The following is a 19,212-nucleotide window of genomic DNA, read 5'->3' as shown; positions in this document are numbered from 1 at the left end:
GAAGAAGAAAATAAAAAAATCCTTAAAAGTATTAAGGAAAAATGAGGAGATAATATGGGGAATAATTCAAAACATAAAACTAGAAAAATACTTGCAGCTACTGCTACAGTAACTATGCTTGCGACTGGAATGATGTCTTCATCAGATGTCTTTGCAGAGCAAAAGGAGCAGCAAAAAAATTTATCGACATCACTGCAAAGTGAAAAGTCAGTTAAATCAGAAAATATAACATTTACAGTCCCAGGAAAAGGAGATGTTGAGGTACTAAAACAACAGGAAAGAAAAAGTATGGCATTTAGTCCATATGAACCAACTGGGTTATATGCAAAGCCAAATGAACAAATAACGATTAATGTAGAAGGTAATCAAGATATTCAGGTATATATTGGAACGTATTCGTATGATGCTTCTTGGAGAGAAGATTCTAAGATAAAATCATTTACATTAAAACCTGGTGTAAACACAATCCAATCTCCAAATGGGGGGCTGATTTATTTTTATAATAAACAGCAAGGAGGTAGCATTCGAACAACAATTACAACAGGTGGAACGACTACGCCTTTCTTTGAACTAGGAAAGCATACGAAACAAGATTTAATAAACATGCTGGACCAATATCCTAATGCACATGCAGTGGAGTTAAAAGGCGAACGTGTATTAATTACGGCCAGCCCTGCACGTGTTAAGAAATATTTGTTGGGTTCTAATACAGATCCTGTACAACTCTTAAAAAAGATGGATGAAGCTACTCGAATTCAAGACAAAGTAGCTGGATTATCTGAAGAACAAGTAGATAAACATTATGTTCATTACGTAGAAGAAAATCATTCTCCTGATTATTATATGTATGCAACTTCTTATCGAACAGCATATGTAGGAGATGCAATCCAATACGTGTTAGATATTAATAAATTTATAACAGATGGCTGGGGCCCTTGGCATGAGGCAGGACATTTGAGACAACAATCGCCCTGGAAGTTTTATAATATGACAGAAGTACAAAATAATATATACAGCCTATCTGTAGAAAAAGCATTTAATCAACCATCCAACTTAGAGAAAAGTGGAATTTATCCAAAAGCATTTCAATATCTAGAACAAGTGAATAAAAATTATGATGAAATTAGCGATGTTTTTGTAAAGCTTGTTATGCTTTGGCAACTACAGTTAGCGTATGGAGAGGATTTCTATCCTAAATTGCATCAATTGTATAGAGACATGCCTTCAAGTGAACTTCCACAAACTGATGAAAATAAAAAACAATTATTTATGATTTCAGCATCAAAAGTAGCCAAACAAAATTTGATTCCTTTCTTTGAGAAGTGGGGATTACGTCCAAATAACGATACCATTCAAAAAGTAGCTGCATTAGGATATCCAATTTTAACAGCAGAGATTTGGAAGGGTACGGATGCTAATCCAATTAAACCAGATATGCCTAATGTAAATAATATATTAGAAGGAAACCAGTTTGCATGGTCGCTGAAAGGAATTGGAGATTTTGAATTCGCAAAAGTAAATTTAAATAAATCAACAGAAGAAATGCAAATTGATCTAAAAGCAGGTGTACCACATAACTACTTTAATAGTACATATGCAAGTATTAAAGTGCAAAACACATCAGGTAAAGTAGTATATAACAAGGAGTTTTATGGGAATAAACAGCAAAATGCTGGAACACAAAAAGTTTCAGTAAAGACCGGCGATTTTATTGAGCTTACACATTTAGAAGGCGGAGAGAGGGCAACATTAATAAATTTAGATAATAATAAACGTGAAAGTCTTGATAAAAAAGTAATGTATGAAGTTACAAAGGATGGCCTGAAAAAAGTAAATCAAATTGTTAATCCGAAACCAGATACAGAAGCTCCCACACAGCCACAAGGATTATATGCAAACAATCTTACTTCTAACAGTGTAGAGCTAAAATGGAATCCTTCTACAGATAATATAGGTGTAAAAGAATATCAGGTATTACGTGATGGACAATTGATTCAAACCGTACAAGGAACGACATTTATTGATCAAAACTTAACAGCTAATAAGGAATATAAATATGCAGTGAAGGCTGTAGATGCAGCTGGAAATACATCAATTCAAAGTGAAATTCTTCCGGTAAAAACCAAAGATCAAAATGTATCTTATGAAAAATGGGATCCAAAGAAGGCATATACAAAGGGCGATAAAGTAGAACATCAAGGGACGGTGTATGAAGCGGTTCAAAATCATCAAGGAAATGGTGACCCGAATTGGATATTTGCGTTATCTTTATGGAAACCACTTACAATCAAATAACATGTAAGAATCAGATGTGAAGATAGAACAACATAAAATTGGGGCAGTATTTTAAAGATTTACTGGATGTTGTTTGAATTTTGATAGATTTCTCTACTAAGTTATTATTCAATAATAAAAATTAGAAAAGGATGTAGATTAGGGATTAGTCAGAAAACGAAGAAAAGATTTAATAAAGTTATTATAATGACCGCAGCATGTAGCATGTTTTCTATGTTTGGAACGTCTATTTGGCACACTAAAGCTGCAACACATTCAGCTGCTCCAGCAGTTTATGTGAGTCCCCAAAATATACCTGCCTCAGATATTATTAGTATAGACTGGTCACCAGTTCAGACTCCACCTTATACGTACTGGGCTGTACACAACTGGAATGCAGGTGGTGAAGCTGGAGGATATGCTGGTTTTCAACAACAAAGTGGGTTTGATGAAAATGGAAAACGTACTTTACATTTTGCCTTATGGGATCCAATTTCCTCTAAAGAAGCAATAAAGGCCGAATACTTATCTCCGAATTCGCAAGCTGGACCCTTTGGAGGAGAAGGAACAGGAATGAAGGTTCAAACAACTTATGGTTGGAAAGACTACAATTGGTACACAATGACAATGCGTTCATGGCAAGAAAATGGTCATACTAAATTTGGACAATGGATGAAAGATGTAACAAAGAATAAATGGCATCAAATTGCAATTATGGAATTTCCGGTTGCTAATGTTGCATTTAATCATGGATTAGGAATGTTTCAAGAAGACTGGGCTGATAGTGGACAGAATGTTCGAGAAGCGCGCCTAAAAAATGGTTATAGCCGAAAATTAGTTGATAAACAATGGAGTTCTTGGAATAATCAAAGTATTTCTGGAACGCATGATAATACTTATCAATATGATGGAGGCTCTACTTCAGAATATGTATGGGTCAAAGCAGGAGGTAATACGCAGTCTACTATTGGGGCAGGAAAAATATTCACGCTAAATCAACCTACTCAACCTGAAATAGGAAAACTAGATTTTGATATCCAATCTATATATTATGAAAATGAAAAATTAAATGTATCTTGGAAACTAAAAGAAAATAGTACACCGCAATTTAAGGGGAAAATTGAAATTTATAACAATGAAAATATGACGGGCCAACCTATTAACGTAATTAATGATATTAAATCCTATCAAAATGGAATCAGTCAATCTATATCATTACCAACAAATGCTTATGCAAAGATTGTATTAACGGATATATTTGATCAAACTGTTGAGAAAAAGGTACAAATCAAAAATGAATCTCCAAACATTTTTGAAGGTAATGAATTTGCATGGTCGCTGAAAGGGATTGGAGATTTCGAATTTGCGAAAGTAAATTTAAATAAATCAACAGAAGAAATGCAAATTAATCTAAAAGCAGGTGTACCACATGACTACTTTGATAGTACATATGCAAGTATTAAAGTGCAAAACACATCAGGTAAAGTGGTCTATAACAAAGAGATTTATGGAAACAAACAGCAAAATGCTGAATCGCAAAAAGTTCCAGTCAAAGTAGGCGATTATATAGAGTTAACACATCTAGAAGGTGTACATAGAGCTACTCTTACAAATGTAGATAATAGTAAACAAGAGAGCTTTGGAAAAAAAGCCATATACGAAGTTACAAAGGAAGGTCTGAAGAAAGTAGAAAAAATGCCAGAAGCAACAATTTTAGAAGGAAACAAGTTTGCATGGTCATTAAAAGGATATAGTGATAGAGAAATTGCAAAAGTAGATTATGATAAAACGGTAGAAGAGATGAAGGTAAAACTAGAAGCAGGTGTACCACATTCCTATTTTGCTAGTACGTATGCGAGTATTAAGGTCCAGAATTCTTCTGGTAACGTTCTGTACAATAAGGAAATCGTGGGAAATAAACAACAAAATGCTGAAAGCCAAACTGTGCCCGTCAAGGTAGGGGATTACATTGAATTTACCCATATAGAAGGAGAAGCAACAAAGGAAAAAACGCGAGCAACTTTAATTAACCTTGAAAATAACAAAAATGAAACCATTGGAAAAACAGCAAGATATCAAGTTACAAAAGAAGGCTTGAAGAAAGTAGAAACAATGCCAGAAACAACGGTTTTAGATGGAAATCATTTTGGGTGGTCATTCAAAGGATATAGTGATAGAGAAATCGCAAAGGTAGATTATAATAAGACAACAGAGAAAATGCAGGTGAATTTAGAAGCGGGCGTACCACATTCTTACTTTAATAATACGTATGCAAGTATTACAGTAAAGAATTCAACCGGTAGTATTTTGTACAATAAGGGAATAGTGGGAAATAGACAGCAAACTGCTGAAAGCCAAACCGTGCCCGTAAAAGTGGGAGATTACATTGAGTTTACCCATATAGAAGGGGAAGCAGTAAAAGAAAAAACACGAGCTATACTTATTAATCTTGAGAATAATAAACAAGAATATATGGGCAAAAAAAGAACCTATCAAGTTACTTCAACGGGATTAAACAAAATAGAGTAACATGAAAAACATTCTAATTATTAGTTAGATGCAAATAGTCGTTCATTATGAACGGCTATTTGGCTTTTATTTAAAGAGAAGTGAAATGAAAATATTCTCTCTTTTGTATATACTCTCGTTGCTATCAACTGCTACATTCTTTTATCAGGAGAAAATAATTTAAAAAATGTGCTTGAGAATGGATACATGTTTAAGTGCTATAGATTTGAGAAAAAAGAAACAGAATAGTAAGGTATTTGTTGATAAATCAACTTTTATATTACAATATTTTACATATTTAGTATGATGTATATGAGTTCTGTATATTAAGGGAGGAATGGGAATGAAAAGGTTCATAACACGTGCAAGTGGTAATGCAATCTCAAAAAAGTTAGTTTTAATGGTGTTGTCGATGGTTTTCATGATATTGATGATTACCCCATCGAATGATGTATCGGCCGCCAACCTATCAAAAGGAGGTTCACTAAAAGGCGTGAATTTATTTAATGGAAGTTGGACAGTTGCTATCCAGGCAGCAAATTTACAATATGTTTCCGCTGAGCCTTTTGGAAATGTAATAGCAAATCGTAATGCAGTTAATGAATGGGAGAAATTCGAATTAATTCCGACTGGGGAATTATATACGTACGCTTTAAAAGCTAAAAGTAATGGGAAGTATGTTTCGTTTGAGCCAAATGGTAGAGTAGTAGCAGATCGTACATCAATTGGGGCATGGGAAAAGTTTATCTTATATAATGGTGGAGACAATAGGATATATGTATTACAAGCATTAAGTAATGGTAGATATATATCAGCAAATGGTGGTAGAGAATTAACAGCTACTAGTTATGTAGCTGGAAGCTGGGAAAGATTTGTTATTGTATACTTCTAAACTTTGAAGTGTTATATATTTAAATGATAATGGCATGTTTAGTTTTTATAAACGCCTTAATACAATAAAGTATTAAGTATTTAATACAAGTGTATATTAACGTGTAAAAGGGCTGCAAGTAATTAGCAGTCCTTTTTACATGTTAAATAAGGACTTACTGAGGTTATAATGAAAAGAAAAAGAACCCTATAGGGTTCTTTTTCAAGGCATATTAACAGTAAGGAGAATCATGAAATGCTACTTCAAATCTTTATTAGGGGAAAGATTTGAATAAGCTTAACATACATCTATTTTTACATAAATGTAATATATAGTAAATTGATAATGTTTATACTTACTATTACTAATATTCAATTAAGATAATTAACACTATTTGTATAGTGTTAATTAAGTCTGTATTTAGAAAACTAATAATAGTCCCCAAGTTGGTTATATACGTATAATATTATATTATACGTATATTATATTTGCTAAAAGAGCTTATAGATATATCATTTTAAAAATTAATTAACATTTAAACAATTTTAACTGAAATTGGGTGTGTATTATCTAAAAGCAAATAAAATAAACAAAGACCCTGTAATTATTGTAGTAAGGTACATAGAACTAAAACCAAGATATTCTTGCGAACTCAAAAAGCCTAAATTCCTTAATTTAGGAATTTAGGCTTTGACGCTATGTCATGGATTACAATCGGAATGGAATCGGGCATATCTACTACAACAGAGTTATAATTTCTTCAGCTCATTAAATTAGAAACTGATATTTGATTACCGTAGTTGAATTATTTCTCTTTTAAAAGAACGGAAAGATTTTTTTACGTTAGCATTTTTTACATAATAATTATTTAAGAGAAAAAATACTACTGAGTAATGCTATTAAATCCCAGTCTAATTTCTAATGGTCCCAGTATCTTTTATTTTGACGTGTGTCTTTACATTTATTTTAGCCTCTGCTAACGCTTGCAACCAATCTCCCTTTACTTTTTTCCACTCTTTATATTGAAATGCTCTAGCATATAGGGATAATCCGATTGGATCAATTTTATTCTGCTGTATTTCATACAACATATTTTGTAAATTATTATTAATTTCTTTTTGAATAGCACTTTTTAAATTATTTATATTTTTTTTATTATCATAGTGTCCCTTAATTGAATTCGCATTGGTTTTTTCTATTAAAGCTACATTAGCATATATATCGAGATTAAATACAAACTTTCCGTTTTGAAAATTAACAACTACCTTCCTTGTCGCGTTCTGTACGAAGATAGAAGTGTTTGTTTTTTTGTTGGACTTTTTAGGAGGAAGCGCAAGGTGTAGTATCATTCGCCCGCTACTTTTTTGCTTATTTATAAGATTGAAAAATTTAACATCTTTTTTAGGGATATGAGTTAAATATTTCCCTTTTTGATTTAAAAATGCAATTCCAACTGTGTCGATTTCATTCTTTGTTTTTTTGATAATTGGAACAGTTTGCGTCATTCCTTCTTCATTTTGTTCTCTCATTAATTGTTGAATTGTAGAAGAGACGGATTGGTTATTTTGAATTGACGATTCGATTACACCATTTATATAAGATGAAAGTGATGGTTTACTAGGCTTATGAATTTTAAAAACTTCTTCTGCAGGTCCATCTACAAGTACTACTTTAGCATTAATGGTAGCGTAAGGATCACGGTAAGAAGAATCAAGCTCCTGCAACCAATTTGCTTCTTGCGCTAATTTTTTCCCAATTAAAATGATTTCAGCTTTGGAAGCTGTCATAAAGCCTGTTAACTTCGTATCTATCTTACTGAATCCAGTATATACAGTTGATGCTTGTGTCCAATGTTCTATAGTACTTTTTGGTTGTTTATGATGAAAGAGTGGTATGCTTGTTCCAACTTTTATGTCTCCATTAGGGGTTCTATCCAAGCCAATTAACAGGATTAATGAAACCTTCTCAAGAGGAATTCTCTGACTACAACCAATTATATATACACAACAAATTACAATCCATATCCATTTTCGAATCAAAGTTGTTTCCTCCTAGTAATCCAAGTAAAAAGAATACTGTAAGCGAAAAATAAGATTGGTAATAGAATAAAGAAAACGACATTTAAGATATCCATAAGAGAATATATAAACAAATATTGATCCACATCGGGATTTAGGAAAATAAATAGGCCAACTATAAGTAACATAAAAGCAAGTAGCGCCCAATTGCGGGCGTTTTTTTGAAGTGAAATGGTCACAGATTCAAAACTGAAAAATAAATACGGATATATTGTAGTGGAAAATACAATTAAATAGTAAGCGATATATATAATTTCTAATCGTTCCATGAAAGAAAAACGAACCCCTTTTAACAGATGAAATACTGGCCAGATTACATCTTTTATCCCTTCTGGACTAAAGTATATATAAGAAAGGATAGTAACATATAGATAGAAAAACATGGTTCCAGTATTCGCTATTAGTAGTCCTTTTATGGCTTTTTGTTTTTTTTGTAAGAATGGGTATATATAATATGCAATTTCTAGGCCAGCATAAGGAGTAATAGTTTCTTTTGTTGCCTTTACAATAGGGTATAATCCTTCTTTAAATATAGGTAGTAGGTGTAAAGGATTGTAGTTAGTCTTTAGTGAAAAAAGAAGAAATAGCGGCATCCAAGTAGTGAAGAAGAAAACAAGCATAGAATAACTAGTAAGAGCCCTTAACCCACTCAGGGCTAAAATAATAAAAGGTAATAGTAATAATATGGTGATTTGATAAGCAGGAGTGGAAGGGAATATCCACACTTTTACAATATCAGTTGCCTTTAATAAAGTATTAAATCCAGCAAAAAATAGATAAAAGGCATATGCAAGAAAAAGAATTGTCCCTATCCATTTACCAAAGTATGTTTTTAAGATTTGTGAGAAATTTTTGTTAGGATTTTTTTGTAACATTAATATAATAAATACACCGATTGTAGAAGTAACTATCCATCCGAGAATGATCGAAATCCAGCCATCTGTACCAGCAGTAGTAGCAAGTGGGCTTGGCATAATTAACATACCAGATGCGAGTTGCAGCGAATGAATGAAAATAATAAATTCGAATAAAGTTACTTTTTGGAACTTAAGATTCCCCATGTTAACCACCTTCTTTTTTCTTTCTTTGTTTCGGCTGTCCTGTACTCGAGCGGGTGGTAATCATCGAAATAGGAAATCTTACAAAAGAATCTTTTAACTCTTGGAGACGAAATGGTGCGATTGGCATTCCGTATGGTGAACCATAGGAAGTTAGTGAAACAAAATGAGCAAATAAGAGCATTAATCCACTAACAATACCTACAATCCCATAAAAGTAAGCCAATAACATCATTGGAAAACGGATAAGGCGTATAGAACTTGATAAATCATAATTAGAAACAATAAATGAAGCAATGGCTGTAATAGATACAATAATAACCATAACGTTACTAACAAGACCAGCTTGAACAGCCGCCTGTCCAATTACAATCCCTCCAACGATTCCAATAGTTTGTCCAATTGGTTGTGGTAAGCGAATGCCAGCTTCACGTAGCATTTCTAGTGTAATTTCCATTATAAAAGCTTCCAATAAGGGGGAGAAAGGGACTTTGACTCTTGATGTTGCAATAGAAGTGTATAAGTCTATAGGAATAATTTCAAAGTGAAAAGAGACTATAGCAATATAAAATGCGGGTAAAAAAATAGCTATAATAAATCCTGCAAATCGTAATAAGCGAAAAAATGATGCGATGAGCCAATGAATATTATAGTCATCTGGGGTTTGAAAAAATCCAATCAAATTCATAGGAACAACCATTGCACCAGGGGATCTATCCATTAATACTGCTACTTTCCCATCAAGTATATGATTTGAAATGGCGTCTGGGCGCTCGCTTAAATACGCCTGTGGAAAAGGAGTCCAATTTTGATCTTTTGTATAATTAGATAGCTCTCCAATACTTAATACCGCATCTGTTTTGATTTTACAGATTCTAGTTTCAATTTCTTGGACTACATCTGCGTTTGCTACATCATCTAAGTAAATTAAATAGACTAAAGAAGTGGCTCGTTCTCCAATCGTCAGCTTTTTGATTTTTAACTCTGTAGAAGGAATATATCGACGGATAAGACCTATATTTTTTGTGGCATTTTCAATAAATCCATCATGGGATCCTTTAATAGTAACTTCTGAAATTGGCTCTTGAATTGCTCTCTCTGCCCAGCCTTTTGTATTTATTAGAAGTGACCGCTTTTCTTTCTCCATAAACAGTACACATTGCCCCTCAAGTAATCCTTCTTTAATTTCATTCCATGTATATACTATTTTGGTATGAGTAGCAATAATATTAGAATTAAATATTTGACTGTCTTCATTTACTTCTTGTAATAATGGTGTAACAACATTGGTTTTTAATGCAACACCATCTGTAAGGCCTTCAAAATAATATAGTAAAATATTCGTGTTTGTTTTTAATTGCAAAGGATGTTCAATTAAATCTGCACTAATATCAAAGATATTATCTAGTGTATTTTTAAGTTGTTTTAAGTTACTTGTTTGGATCTTTTCAATGGTTTTATCTGTCTTAGTTTCTAAGGTCTCTTCATTTAAGGACAAAATTGACACCTCTTTAATATATAACGATTAGTTGTATTTATTATTTTTATATGATTGAATTTTATTCACTAATTTAAACTAATTGAAGATAAGAATTAATAAATTTGATGTGCTATATTATTAATTCAATAATTGAGAGCAAAAAGTAGATGTAATTTGTGTGGAAATGTAAGTATTAAGATAGAATTGAAATTTGAATGATTATAATAAAAAGAACCCTCGATAGGTTCTTTTTATTTGGTAAATATGTTGTCAACAATAGATGGCGATAAAGGTAGTAATTTAGATGTCTTTATGTTAATCAGCTAAATTTTGTAGGAAGAATTCTTTTTTCATACCTTAATACTCAATGAAAAAGGATATTTCATTTATTTGGATGTTCTAGTGTATTTGAATTTTGCGCACCAACAAATTTTGTTTAGGGACAAAATGCATTTTCTTAATTATCAGAAAAAACAGCGCAACAAAATTCCTATTCATTATTTTGGTAGGTATCAAATATTTCTTTGGCCTTATTTTCTTGATATTACCGTACGTTTATATGTTTCTAAGGGAAAGAAATACTTTCATTTTTATTACCATCTATTGTTTGATTAAGATGGTAACATGAAAGTGAAACGTTTACAACCAGAAAATAAAGAAAAAATATTAAAATGCGACTTTTTTCGACAATTATTCTATGTTTATATTTAATTTTATTATAGGAAAAGGCGGAGGAAAGCGGACCTTTTCCTATAAACTGTTTTGTTGGAATTAGAAATAACTAAAAAAGTAATAATAGCTTAAAAGGAAAATGAAATTCAATGATAAAGTTATTATTGAATTTGTGAACCTCAGGTATCTTGAAAGTATGGTCAAATTTTAATCCACTTTGCGTTTCTTCCTTTTGTAACTAGCTTAATATGGCCAAACAGTTGCAAGGAATTTAAAGCCTTACTGATCGTGCTCTCTGCAATGTCTGGATAAGTGTTACGAATACTTTCCTTAGTAAAGGGTTGTTTTTGTTTAAGTATAAAATTCTGAATTCTCTCAACTTTAGTATGTTTACATATAGAATCTAGAACTGTGTTATGAAGATCTTTATAAGCCTCTAATATAATTGTTAAAAACGTTTTTAACCAAAAGCTATTATTATGTTCCTCGCAGTACCAATTCACCGAAGATTTATAAATCGAATTGTAATAATCAGATTCATGTTTCTTAATATATTTATCCAAACATACATATTTTACAAATGTGTGTCCACTCCTAATTAACAGCAATTGCATTAACATAAATGCCAACCTGTTATTACCTTGATTGAAAGGGACTATGCAATAAAAATTTAATATAAAACGAGCTATTAATAAAAGTGAATGAAGCCCCTTACTAGTATTTAATGAGTTGTATTGATCACATAATTGCTCCATAAACTGTGGAATAAGTTCATGCGGAAGAATGCGGTAACTATTCAAGTGCATTCCATGTTCTGGAATTCCTGGAATAATAAAAGGTTTTTCACGCCATTTGGCACTGTCAGAGGTAATGTAATGTATTAGTTGAAAATGTAATTCCTGTATAGTTGCTGGATTGATTAATAAAGTACAGGAGTTTTTATGTACAAAAGAAAGTGTTTGATAATAGCAAAAAATAGCATCTTCCGAAATATTTTGAGGTACGATATCATCTAAAATAAGTTCTTTTAATCTTTTATTAGGAACTTTTATATCCTCGTAAATAGTTGTGAAATTTTTTATGTAATGTAGTGGTATAGTTTTTTCTAAGCTATTAAATATGTCCGGGTTTTGTTCCTGATAAGCAGCTAATTTTCCTTTGAATTCGCTAATTTCACTTATTAAATTTATTAACCTCCTTTTCAATTCAATATTTTTGTACTTATCATCAAAAAAGTCTCTCATTTTTGTTCCTCCTGTAACCCCTTAACACGTTGTTGCATATATCTTTCCATTCTAAAGGTATGCCATGAAATCATTGTAAAATAAAGATATTGTAGGTCTGATTTTGAATATATATATATCAGAATCTATATTTTTATTTAACAATTAAAATATGGAAATTATAAAGAAGAATCGTTACGATTCAATTTTAATAGGCATAATCCTAACATCAAATGCAAAAATGTACAATAAAAAAATATAAAATATAAAACTATCAAATCTTTTGAAAGATTATCTAAAAGAGTTTTAAGAAATTGTAGGTATAGATGTTCTTTGGTTTAGGAGTAAATAATAAAGCGATAATAAAGTTTTCATAGGTAATTAAAAAGTAGATAGACTATTAATTTGTGACAATTACGTGCCTAATCTATCATATGCTTTTATGAGAATTCTAAAATTAAATCCTAACGAGCTGAATTTTCTATATTTAGCATAAATATTAGGGAGGCGTGCTGATGAAATGTATCATTTTATATAGAAATATGTAACGTTTAACACTCGTATTGTAAAATATTTTGACATACGTTAATTTAAATATTAGGTACAGGAACATTTAATAAAAACTCAGTACTAAAATACCCTTTAAACGTTTCATCCTAAGAACTTTTCTCAAGCACACTGAAGTTCATCCTTTGTTTCTGTGCCTTATTAGATAAAAATAACACAATAAATTATTAGAATGTGATAGTTAAAATTGCATTTTTAAATCTTTTATATTTTTAAACCTTTTCTCTTTTCTTAAGTATTAACAATTTCTTGATAATCTGTTTAAAATAAGGAAATACAGGATAGAAAATAATGGCTATTAATAAAGAAAATACAGTTAAGCTAGATACCTTAAGTTATTTTATAAGTAATTAAGCGTTAGTTTGAATTAGTAGGAGTATTATATGTGTTTGTTAAAAGGCTTGTTTTATTTGATTTGTTACTATTAATTTATGAATTTTAACATCTAGAAGTTAGTCAATATATAGATAATATTAGTTATGTGGGTTTTAACCTCAAGTGTATATGTTTAAGGTTAAAGAATTTGTGAGTGGTATAAAAGTAGCGGAAGTCTGGAAGAAACGGATATAATCGGTTTCTTCCAGACTTTTTTGCTTTTTGTAATATAAAAATTTTATTTTTCCTACATGAGGAATTTTTTTGTTTTAATATTTGAATTTTTTGTGAAATTAAATGGAGTTTTTAGTCTTCTTTAAATACATAATGTTACAAAATAGCGTAATTGTATTTACTTTATTTTTATAGGAGATTAAAAATAATAATAAATGTACCAATTTATGAGAGATATTAATATATTAATTGGTGATTTGTTCGTTTATCCCTATATTGCTATTATATTAGCGAGAACAATATATTGGGGGGACAAGAATGAATTTGAAATTAACATCTAAATTGGAAAGATTAAGAAAAAGTAAAAAAGGAATTGGTGCTTGTCTTCTGGCTGCAGGGGTGACGGCAATTACAATGATTCCTCAAAGTGCGTATGCACATGGGTTTGTTGAAAAACCGAGTAGTCGTGCTGCTTTATGTAGTCAGAATTATGGGGCATTAAATTTAAATTGTGGAAATGTAATGTATGAACCTCAAAGTCTAGAAGCACCTAAAGGGTTTCCAGATGGTGGACCGATTGATGGGAAAATCGCTTCGGCAGGAGGATTATTTGGAGGAACTCTTGACCAACAAACAACAAATCGTTGGTTCAAAAACACAATTAAGGGGGGAGAAAATACATTTACATGGAAATATACAGCAGCACATTCTACAAGTAAATGGCATTATTACATTACAAAAAAGGGATGGGATCCTAACAAACCGTTAACACGTGCTGAATTAGAACCAATTGGAACTGTGAAACATGACGGTTCGGCTGCATCAAATAATTTAACACATACAATTAATGTACCAACTGATCGTAATGGTTATCATGTTATTTTAGCTGTATGGGATGTAGCAGATACGTCAAATGCCTTTTATAATGTAATTGATGTAAATTTGGTAAATAATGAAACACCTGATACAGTAGCTCCAAGTCAACCAACTGAATTAAATGCCTCTAAAGTTTCTGCCAATAGTGTTGAAATAACATGGAAGGCTTCTACTGATAATATAGGTGTAAAAGAATATCAAGTGTTACGTAATGGAGAAGTAATTGATACGGTACCAGGTACAACTTTTATTGATAAAAAGTTAAAAGCAGATACGGAATATACCTATACAATAAAGGCATTAGACTCTGCTGGAAACATATCAAAAGAAAGTGAAAAACTAAAGGTTAAGACAACACATGCAATCCCAGATAAAGAGGCTCCGACTCAACCAAAAGGATTACATAGTATGGGTACAACAGCGACAACTGTTGATTTGATGTGGAGTCCGTCAGAAGATAATGTAGATGTTGACCATTATATTGTATATAGAGAAAGCGCTGGGGTTATGAATAAAATTGGGACATCAGCTAATACATCCTTTATAGATAAAGGTTTGAAGGCTAATACATCGTATAAATATGTAGTGACAGCGGTTGATTTAGCTGGAAATGAATCTAGTAGAAGTGATGTTTTGAATATAACTACTAAGTTAGAGGATTCCACATATGAAAAATGGGATGCAAGAAAAGTATATACTAAAGGTGATAGGGTAGTACATGAGGGAAAAGTGTATGAAGCGGTTCAAGATCATCAAGGAAATGGCGACTCAAATTGGATTTTTGCCTTATCGCTTTGGAAACCAGTTTTGAATAAATGATAAGCTGAAAAAGGTAGCTAACAATTTTGGATTTCTCTTTAAAAATTAAGGGCCGTTCCAAATATAATTATCTAATGGATTAAATGATATGTTAATAAAGTGAAAATTTAATCGCCATCCTAATATTTACGAAATGAAATCAAAAAAGAATCCCAATGGGATTCTTTTTTTCTAATTTGTAATAGCGTATATTTTCACTGTGAATTTGCTAGTGGCACCAATTGGACTTGCAATATAATATTTAGTATTTGTGTAAGCTTCAGTCCTAGATTCATGTGAAATATTTTTCCAACGAGTAGAATCTATTCCTAGGGAAACATCAATCATTACATTGAAAGAAATAGTATAAGGATAATCTTTTTCTGAAGGCTCAATAACCCATTTTAATTCTTTGGTACCTACAGGTAAACTATCAATTTTAAAGTTTTGGCTGGATCGATTTTGTTGCCCTGATAAAGGAATAGATTCAGATGATATTTGTGAAATTAATATTTCTTTTTCATTTGAATGTATACCATTTAATTTAATGATACTATCAATTAAACCTGGACCGGGAAAATCAGCCGCGATGATACCAGAATGTTTAATTGCGCCTTGTTGTAAGAGTTCGGTCCCAAGTGTATTCATCCCCCCATAGTATACTTGTCCGTTTCTATCACGAGGGAAATCACTCCACGCATTAGTGGAATTCGTTTGAAGCAATTTAGGACTACTGTCAGTATTCCTACTCTCTTTTCCGCTTGCAACAAACCAAGGATATACATTATTTAAAAATGCGGCTGCGCCTCCCGTACCACTAAAATGGTTGAGATAAATTTTTCCATTATTAAAATTAATATTTGTATTTTGTAGATGTTTTTTTATCGCAATCCATTTTGTATATATTTCGTCTGGTCCGCTTCCAATTTCAAATTTATCTTGTATATTTAAACCTTCGTAATCAATCCCGTACAATTGAGCGGATGTAAAGTTTTGTAAGATTACAATTTTTCCGCGGGTATCTCCTAAAGTAGGGTTATTTCTATCTGAAGTTGGTACGGAATTAGGATCCCAAAAATATGAAGCATTAACGTTTTTATATTTTAAAAATATCTCCTCAAATGATAGAGATCCACTTTCAGGAGTAGTTTCTTCTTTTAAGCGCATTAATATTGTTTCTGTTGGATGATCTTTTAAAAATTGAATGGTCTCTTTTAATACATCTTCAAACACTGCTTTTTGATTTACAACGCCATGATACATTGCAAAAGAATCTTTTACACGTTTAACACGCATATCTACATATCGAATTCCGGAATTTAATTGTTGGGATAAACTCATAGTTTGATTTCTTGTCAAATTTTCATCAAGAAAACTCGCTCCATGTAAAGCCATCGTACCGTGAGTCCCTGGAATAGATATTTCACTTATTTTTGTTGAACCTTCTATTTTCGACATCCACGATGGATTTTGATACCCTATATTGGATTCATAGGAGTAACCTGGATGACTATCAGCTAAAATAGTAGATGGTGTACTTAAACTTGCTAGTGTAATACAAGTAAGGATGCTAATTTTAAAGAAATTTCTCATTTTTATTTTGTTCATTTTTTCTCTCCTGACCTTTAAACAATTGTTAGATGATTTTTTACTATATTTATTGTTTTTCATTCTTAAGATAATAAATTTTTGTATTTAAAAATAATTAACAATAGGAGGAGTAAGTTATTTGAGACTTTAATAATTTTTTATTATAAATTGTCCCTAATAGCCAAGCGGATTCTTGAAAACTCGAAGTATAGCCTCCAAAAAACAACTGTTTATCGTATTGAATACAAACAAAACAGAAGTCCTAAAAAAGACTTCTATTTTGTGACATATAATGAATGATAAGGTGGTAAACAAATCAAGATAATGTGATTGAGTGGTAAAAATTTATTAATAGCTGTTTTAGAATCTCTTATAACAAGGCTGATTACAAAAAGCGGATCTCTACACTGCTAATAAAAATTGAAAAATTCTACTCATTAAAACTTAAACTAACTACAGTTGCAATTGATTGGGCTGCATGTTCCCAGCTTCCATCTATAACTTTACCAATCTGCTGACCAAGTGCATTTAAATCATTTGGATTAACTGGAATTCCATTATACGCAGCAAGAATTGATAAAAGTGGAGCAGCAAATGGTGTCCAACCACCTCTATCAATATTAAATACAGGTTTATCTAGTACCTTTCCATCTTGTACTGTAAACTCATAATAAAATTGATCATCTGGACGAAAACTTAAATGATGAGAGATTTGCCCCTTAACATATTTTTTTCCTGCACCTAGATTTACTACTTCTATTTCCTTTACATTAAATTCATGTTCAAATACTTTGATTTTTTTGACTTCTGGACCATTTAAGGCAGCTTGAACGGCTGTTTCCAAATTGTTTTGTGCAAAAGGTTGAATACTTAATTGTGCCTCTTTTTGTTGAATAGGAACATCCTTTTCTGCAGCAAACACCGAGGTAGTAGGTAGTGCACCTGTAGCTAACGTAGCTGCAAGTGCCGTTGTCATCATGATTTTTCGTTTCATCTTCATAGTTTTCCTTCCTCTCTTAAAGTTATGATATATAATTTTTTAAGATTGACACGGTACAATTTTTTCATAATGCACGCAAAAAACTGGTTTAAGAACTATGTGAAAAACGTGTCGGAAAATTAAAATTAATTATATATGTATTTTAAATGATATATATCTACACGTATTTTTTCAATTTTTAGATAAATTAAGCGGTAATTACTGCATAAGAGTCAATTTAGCACTTTATTTATCTATACACTTCCTATAAACACATTTAGTTCATAGTAAAAGTGATATATTTGATATTAAATGTCTTGCATAATGCGATAAAATTTCACAATTTTATCGCATTATATACAAAAAATGAAGAATTTAAATAAGTATGAATTTTAAAATTCGCAAGAAAAGAAAGAGAACTGCTATTAATACAGTAGAAGAATTTCAAGAAATTTTGAGCAACGTTCACCAAATAGTTGATATAAGAGATGTATCGAGTTTTGCTGCAGGTCATATTGAGAAGTCAATAAACATACCTTATAAAAATTCTTTCACAACTTGATGTGGATGGTTATTAGATTATAAAACAGAAACTTTAATAATTTTAGATGAGGAAAAGGTTAAAGTGGAGGCAGTTATTAGAGAATTTGAATCTATTGGGTTAGATAATATTATTGCTTTTGCACCCTAAAAAGTAATACAGAAACTTAATAGATTTGAAAGTTACAAAGAAAAAACATCGATTGAATTATATTCGCATATAAAAAGTGGAAGTGTTAAGGTTATCGATGTGCGTAGTACAACAGAGTGGGAGGAAGGAAACCTTCATGATGCAATATATCACTTTAGGCAATCTATTTGAACAATTAGATTATATCCCGAAAAATTGTCCAATAGTTTTGCAATGTCGAACCGGATTGCGTTCCCCTATAGCAGCTAGTATTTTACAAAGAGCTAGTATAAAGGAAGTAGTGAATTTAAAGGGAGGATTTCTTGTATGGAAAGAAGAAGGTCGCCATTCAAGGCGACCTTCTTTACTATGCGTTATATCCAAATAATTTTAAATCTTCTCCTGAATCTGAAATGATTTTCTCAAATCGTAATCCTACTTTTTCTAAAAGCTTTCCTGAGGCGATGTTATCTATAGAAGTAATTGCTACAATTCGTTTCATGCCGAGCTTTTGTACACCGTATTCGATTATCGCAGAAGCTGACTCGTAGCCATATCCTTTTGAACGGAATGTTTCTAAAAAGGCAAATCCGATATCAACGTCTTCTAATGAATCTCTTTTAATAAGGCCACACATACCAAGTGGAGTGAGATCTTCTTTTCGTTCTACTAAGTAAAGGCCAAATCCGAGTTTGTTATACATATCGATGGGACCGTTTACAATATAATTTTTTGCATCTTCTAAGTTTCTAACCCCTTTGTCACCAATAAACTGAATCCATGCAGGATCGTTTACTAACTCAAGAATAAAAGAAGCGTCTTTTATATCAAACCAACGAAGATTTAGACGTTCGGTTTCAAGAACTATCAATTATTACACCACCTTTAAAAAGTTATAACAATTAGTATGGATTGTGTAAAACAAAAGTGCAACATATTTTAATGGGGGTGTTTGTTCACATAAAGTTCGTTTGTTTTGTATAGAGAGATATTTTATAATTAGGATTGATTGTAAAGAG

11 protein-coding genes and 1 pseudogene are annotated in these 19,212 nt (G+C 31.5%); 5 read left to right on the top strand and 7 right to left on the bottom strand.

Annotated elements, in window-relative coordinates; all coding sequences use genetic code 11:
- Nucleotides 1–54: 54 nt before the first annotated feature.
- From N2V79_RS16870 to N2V79_RS16860, 3 genes are all read left to right on the top strand, one after another.
- Nucleotides 55–2,295, top strand: a complete 2,241-nt coding sequence (locus tag N2V79_RS16870) for a M60 family metallopeptidase (RefSeq protein WP_340720091.1) — start codon at nt 55–57, stop codon at nt 2,293–2,295.
- Between the two features lie 186 nt (nt 2,296–2,481).
- Nucleotides 2,482–4,803 (top strand): putative mucin/carbohydrate-binding domain-containing protein, encoded by a 2,322-nt coding sequence (locus N2V79_RS16865; RefSeq protein ID WP_276577637.1) that lies wholly within the window; start codon nt 2,482–2,484, stop codon nt 4,801–4,803.
- Nucleotides 4,804–5,125: 322 nt separating this feature from the next.
- Nucleotides 5,126–5,674 carry a fascin domain-containing protein gene (locus N2V79_RS16860; protein WP_340720090.1) on the top strand — a complete coding sequence of 183 codons (549 nt, stop codon included), beginning with the start codon at nt 5,126–5,128 and terminating at the stop codon, nt 5,672–5,674.
- 890 nt (nt 5,675–6,564) lie between these two features.
- On the opposite strand, the gene N2V79_RS16855 is transcribed toward N2V79_RS16860, so the two are convergent.
- The 4 genes from N2V79_RS16855 to N2V79_RS16840 form a co-directional block, all read right to left on the bottom strand.
- Nucleotides 6,565–7,692 carry a Ger(x)C family spore germination protein gene (locus tag N2V79_RS16855; protein ID WP_000619980.1) on the bottom strand — a complete coding sequence of 376 codons (1,128 nt, stop codon included), beginning with the start codon at nt 7,690–7,692 and terminating at the stop codon, nt 6,565–6,567.
- Nucleotides 7,689–8,792, bottom strand: coding sequence for a GerAB/ArcD/ProY family transporter (locus N2V79_RS16850; RefSeq protein WP_340720089.1), 1,104 nt, complete (start codon nt 8,790–8,792; stop codon nt 7,689–7,691). The genes N2V79_RS16855 and N2V79_RS16850 overlap by 4 nt, the downstream gene beginning before the upstream one ends.
- Before the next feature lies 1 nt (nt 8,793).
- A complete protein-coding gene (locus N2V79_RS16845) occupies nt 8,794–10,287 on the bottom strand; it encodes a spore germination protein (RefSeq protein WP_000055706.1) in 1,494 nt (497 codons plus the stop codon).
- Between the two features lie 854 nt (nt 10,288–11,141).
- On the bottom strand, nt 11,142–12,185 hold the full coding sequence (locus tag N2V79_RS16840) for a Fic family protein (RefSeq protein WP_001204212.1): 1,044 nt from the start codon (nt 12,183–12,185) through the stop codon (nt 11,142–11,144).
- A 1,413-nt stretch (nt 12,186–13,598) separates the two neighbouring features.
- Here N2V79_RS16840 and N2V79_RS16835 point away from each other — a divergent pair.
- Nucleotides 13,599–14,975 (top strand): lytic polysaccharide monooxygenase, encoded by a 1,377-nt coding sequence (locus N2V79_RS16835; protein WP_001049835.1) that lies wholly within the window; start codon nt 13,599–13,601, stop codon nt 14,973–14,975.
- 171 nt (nt 14,976–15,146) lie between these two features.
- Here N2V79_RS16835 and N2V79_RS16830 read toward each other — a convergent pair whose 3' ends face one another.
- Together N2V79_RS16830 and N2V79_RS16825 are read right to left on the bottom strand one after the other, a co-directional pair.
- Entirely contained in the window at nt 15,147–16,562 is a 1,416-nt protein-coding gene (locus N2V79_RS16830; RefSeq protein WP_340720088.1) for a phosphatidylinositol-specific phospholipase C, read from the bottom strand.
- 412 nt (nt 16,563–16,974) lie between these two features.
- Complete coding sequence (locus tag N2V79_RS16825; protein WP_053563869.1) at nt 16,975–17,544, bottom strand: hypothetical protein; 570 nt, start codon at nt 17,542–17,544, stop codon at nt 16,975–16,977.
- A gap of 333 nt (nt 17,545–17,877) precedes the next feature.
- Between N2V79_RS16825 and N2V79_RS16820 the strand changes: the two are divergent.
- Nucleotides 17,878–18,581: pseudogene (locus N2V79_RS16820) on the top strand (rhodanese-like domain-containing protein); the annotation flags it as partial.
- Here the strand turns inward: N2V79_RS16820 and N2V79_RS16815 are convergent.
- A complete protein-coding gene (locus tag N2V79_RS16815; protein WP_000636213.1) occupies nt 18,561–19,064 on the bottom strand; it encodes a GNAT family N-acetyltransferase in 504 nt (167 codons plus the stop codon). The pseudogene N2V79_RS16820 and the gene N2V79_RS16815 overlap by 21 nt on opposite strands.
- Between the last annotated feature and the right edge of the window lie 148 nt (nt 19,065–19,212).

The organism is Bacillus sp. CH_70 (assembly GCF_038007045.1).
Lineage (GTDB): Bacteria > Bacillota > Bacilli > Bacillales > Bacillaceae_G > Bacillus_A > Bacillus_A cereus.
Note: the sequence above shows the minus strand (reverse complement) of the source record. Positions and strands in the feature narration are given on the sequence as shown.